Annotated in this window: 10 protein-coding genes; 9 read left to right on the top strand and 1 reads right to left on the bottom strand. The window is 37.3% G+C overall.

Features of this window, described 5'->3' with window-relative positions; genetic code table 11:
* Nucleotides 1-80, bottom strand: an 80-nt coding sequence (locus ODU55_RS11600; RefSeq protein WP_226314317.1) for an IS630 transposase-related protein, incomplete at its 3' end; no start/stop codon positions are given.
* A 168-nt stretch (nt 81-248) separates the two neighbouring features.
* Between ODU55_RS11600 and ODU55_RS11595 the strand changes: the two genes are divergently transcribed.
* The 9 genes from ODU55_RS11595 to ODU55_RS11555 all read left to right on the top strand — a co-directional run bounded on the left by ODU55_RS11595 (nt 249) and on the right by ODU55_RS11555 (nt 2,855).
* Nucleotides 249-521, top strand: a complete 273-nt coding sequence (locus ODU55_RS11595; protein WP_398580683.1) for a hypothetical protein — start codon at nt 249-251, stop codon at nt 519-521.
* On the top strand, nt 514-717 hold the full coding sequence (locus ODU55_RS11590; protein WP_398580684.1) for a hypothetical protein: 204 nt from the start codon (nt 514-516) through the stop codon (nt 715-717). Before ODU55_RS11595 ends, ODU55_RS11590 begins: the two co-directional genes overlap by 8 nt.
* Complete coding sequence (locus ODU55_RS11585; protein WP_398580685.1) at nt 710-913, top strand: hypothetical protein; 204 nt, start codon at nt 710-712, stop codon at nt 911-913. Before ODU55_RS11590 ends, ODU55_RS11585 begins: the two co-directional genes overlap by 8 nt.
* A 9-nt stretch (nt 914-922) precedes the next feature.
* Nucleotides 923-1,189: a hypothetical protein gene (locus ODU55_RS11580; protein WP_136628802.1), complete on the top strand. Its 267-nt coding sequence runs from the start codon at nt 923-925 to the stop codon at nt 1,187-1,189.
* 10 nt (nt 1,190-1,199) lie between these two features.
* A complete protein-coding gene (locus tag ODU55_RS11575; RefSeq protein WP_398582905.1) occupies nt 1,200-1,358 on the top strand; it encodes a hypothetical protein in 159 nt (52 codons plus the stop codon).
* 5 nt (nt 1,359-1,363) lie between these two features.
* Nucleotides 1,364-1,552 carry a hypothetical protein gene (locus tag ODU55_RS11570; protein ID WP_398582904.1) on the top strand — a complete coding sequence of 63 codons (189 nt, stop codon included), beginning with the start codon at nt 1,364-1,366 and terminating at the stop codon, nt 1,550-1,552.
* A 35-nt stretch (nt 1,553-1,587) separates the two neighbouring features.
* Nucleotides 1,588-1,773: a phage replisome organizer N-terminal domain-containing protein gene (locus ODU55_RS11565; protein ID WP_398582906.1), complete on the top strand. Its 186-nt coding sequence runs from the start codon at nt 1,588-1,590 to the stop codon at nt 1,771-1,773.
* On the top strand, nt 1,707-2,408 hold the full coding sequence (locus ODU55_RS11560; RefSeq protein ID WP_398582903.1) for a DnaD domain protein: 702 nt from the start codon (nt 1,707-1,709) through the stop codon (nt 2,406-2,408). The genes ODU55_RS11565 and ODU55_RS11560 overlap by 67 nt, the downstream gene beginning before the upstream one ends.
* Nucleotides 2,409-2,561: 153 nt before the next feature.
* Nucleotides 2,562-2,855, top strand: coding sequence for an IS630 transposase-related protein (locus ODU55_RS11555; protein WP_398582902.1), 294 nt, complete (start codon nt 2,562-2,564; stop codon nt 2,853-2,855).
* Nucleotides 2,856-2,952: the final 97 nt, after the last annotated feature.

Here is a 2,952-nt window from a genome sequence, read left to right as displayed (position 1 = left end):
ATAACAGATGCTTCAGTAATACTGCCCGTTTTCTCACAGTATGCGAGAACTTTTTTACGAAAATCTAATGAATATGCCATAAATACATTATACCACAAATGTACTGTTTTTGTTTCATTTTACTATAACAAAACTCAAGCAAGGCAAGGCGCGTGGTTTTGTTAGGTATTTAGCAAGGAGGAAATCAGTCACCCCCTTGTCAAATATAACTACTTTAATTTTACCAAAAATAAAGGAGAAAATCAAAAATGGCATTAAGCACACAAAACATCAAGCAACAGGGCAACCAAATTGCTGAGTTGCTACCACGCGTTGAAATTATCCAACAGTTAGGCAATGCTTTATTACTTGCTGATAATGCTGGAGCAGATAGCGCTATTTTACACCATCAAATGAAACAAGCATTTAGTGTTATTTTTGAAATGACAGAACAGCTATATCAAGATTTAGATTTAATCGCTTGTAAATTAATAAATTGTGATAATGACAATGAACTGGAGGTTATTAGACAGCATGAATAATGAGATTTTAAGTAACTATGAATTGCTATGTACGGAGTTGAAAAATGTTATCAGAACATTAGAAATAGCAACTAGCGACATTGAACCAGATAAAGCAACAGCCCTTGTAACAGTAGCAACTAGTGGGCTAAAGTATCTTGTTTCAGAGCACACAGGATTGTCAGATAGATTTTTCAAGGAGTATAGCAATGAATGAATCAATCCCAACATTGACTGAAAGTGTTATCTTGATTATTGTTTCCTTGGTTATTCTAATCTTATTATGGCGTTATGAGAGCTATATAGAGCTTGATATTAGCCCACAAACTGACAAGGTGGAGGAAAACACCACAGCCCACGTACAAGAGCGCTATGGGGCTTATGTATGGCTTGCTGGTAAGAAATTTAACTAGGAGGGGAGTATGGGAACATTTTCGGTTGAATTTGAACAAGGCTTATTAGATAGGGTTGATAAGCTGGCACAACAAAAACTAGAGCTAGAGAAGAAGTTGCAAAAGAAAACAGGTTTAATCACAGCCAAGGAACTTAAAGATGACCTAGATATTTCTGGTACAACTTTGAAAAACTGGATGGATATAGGGCTAGTCTCATATCAATCACCCTTTGAAAGTAGCAAAAAACTATATTTCAAGGTTTCTGATGTGATTAATTTTCTCACAGTACGCTAGGAGGTCTATTTTGAAAGTATTTATTATTGATGGTGATGGGTGGAGGGGCAAGGTGCATTACTCCCCCAGTTTAGATGTTGTTTTCATCAGCGATAAAGTGGATAGGCACGCGCGTGATGAATTGATTGAACGTTTGACAAAATCAAGTAGTAGAACAATTTGGAGGTAAAGCAGATGAAACTAGTAGAGTTTATAAAAAGCCACGATGGGGCAATTTTGGCTATTGAGAGATTGAAAAATATCTTAGAAAATGAGGAGTTTACAAGAGCGTTAGAGTATGTGACTGATATAGAAAATCATTTGAAATTGGTTGAGATTGAATACCTAGACGAAATGCAATATTTAGCAACAGGGGAGGAGTAAACTTGGCGGAAGAAAAGCGTTACTGGTGGTTGAAGATGGAGCATGATTTTTTTGAACAAAAAGAAATGAAAGCCTTGAAAAGGATGGCAGCAGGGTATGTATATACCACTATTTATCTCAAGCTGTTGCTGAAAAGCCTAAAAATAATGGCTCATTGTATTTTGAAAGTATTGAGGATGATTTTGTATCAGAACTTGCATTTGATATTGACGAGACAGTAGAGGATGTTGGAGCGGTATTTGATTTTCTAAAACGTAAAGGGTTACTGGTTGAAATATCAGAGGATGAAGTTTCATTACCGGGTGCAGTACAGCGAATAGGCTCAAAAACTCAATCAGCAGTAAGAAAAGAAAGGCAACGAGCAAGAGAAAAAGCATCCGAAAACGTGACAAAATTACGGCAAGATGTGACTTTGTCACAAGATAGTCACGTAGAGAAGAGTAGAGAAGAAAATATAAGAGATAGAGAAAGAGTAGAGGTAGATAAAGAACAAAATCAATCACCTACTCCCCCTCCCTTTAATCAAGACTTTATAAACATCTATAAATCTTTTGAGCAAGAAACTGGTAAACCTTTATCACCAATACAGATGCAAGAATTGCAGTACATGCTAGAAGATTTTAGTCCAGAACTTATTCTTGAGGCATTGAAAGAGGCGGTTAGTCAAGGTAAGGCTAATTTGGCATATATTAAAGCAATCTTGAACAGATGGAAACAGGATAACCTATTGACAGTTGAACTTGTTAGAAATAGCAAGGCAGCGCGTGAGGCTAAAAAACAGCCAAATAATTTAAAACCAGAGCCACAAACCCGCGAGGAGTGGTTGGCGAACTGGTCAGAAGAAAACCCATTTTAGAAAAAGGAGTTACATATGCTAACACAAGCTGAATTTATCGCAAACACAAAGACACTACCGGAAACTTGCTCCGTTCATGGTATCCCGTTAATGCAGTTGGATAGAGTTGTTATAGTTGTTTAGTTTTTATTTGATGTGTGATAAAATAGACTTATGACTTACGGAATTGATTTTAGAAAACGCGTTATTGCCTATGTCCAATCAGGACACACAAAAAAGGAAACCTGTGACCTATTTGGTATTGGAACCGATACCTTGTACCGTTGGGAGACACAGCTGAAAAATGAAGGACATCTGAATCGTAACCCACGAGCTCGTAGTCCTCGCAAACTTCCGCTTGACCGCTTGGAAGCCTATGTCAAGGAACATCCAGATGCTTTCTTAAGGGAAATTGCAGAGCATTTTAACTGTAGTATTCCCTCAGTTTGGGCTGCCTTAAAAAACTGAACATCACTTTAAAAAAAGACCACAACCTATAAAGAACAAGATAGCGAAAAGGTGAGACGCTATCTTGATGTTTTAGCCTGCTTTCCAAACACCCCTA

The sequence above is a fragment of the Streptococcus sp. 2022WUSS037 genome (genome assembly GCF_044427225.1).
In the GTDB taxonomy this organism is placed as follows: Bacteria; Bacillota; Bacilli; order Lactobacillales; family Streptococcaceae; genus Streptococcus.
Note: the sequence above shows the minus strand (reverse complement) of the source record. Positions and strands in the feature narration are given on the sequence as shown.

What these genes read in the sequence shown, in the direction of transcription:
- ODU55_RS11580 (WP_136628802.1), top strand. Translation starts at nt 923, where the DNA reads ATGGGAACATTTTCGGTTGAATTTGAACAAGGCTTATTAGATAGGGTT.
- ODU55_RS11585 (WP_398580685.1), top strand. Translation starts at nt 710, where the DNA reads ATGAATGAATCAATCCCAACATTGACTGAAAGTGTTATCTTGATTATT.
- ODU55_RS11595 (WP_398580683.1), top strand. Translation starts at nt 249, where the DNA reads ATGGCATTAAGCACACAAAACATCAAGCAACAGGGCAACCAAATTGCT.
- ODU55_RS11590 (WP_398580684.1), top strand. Translation starts at nt 514, where the DNA reads ATGAATAATGAGATTTTAAGTAACTATGAATTGCTATGTACGGAGTTG.
- ODU55_RS11555 (WP_398582902.1), top strand. Translation starts at nt 2,562, where the DNA reads ATGACTTACGGAATTGATTTTAGAAAACGCGTTATTGCCTATGTCCAA.
- ODU55_RS11565 (WP_398582906.1), top strand. Translation starts at nt 1,588, where the DNA reads ATGGAGCATGATTTTTTTGAACAAAAAGAAATGAAAGCCTTGAAAAGG.
- ODU55_RS11570 (WP_398582904.1), top strand. Translation starts at nt 1,364, where the DNA reads ATGAAACTAGTAGAGTTTATAAAAAGCCACGATGGGGCAATTTTGGCT.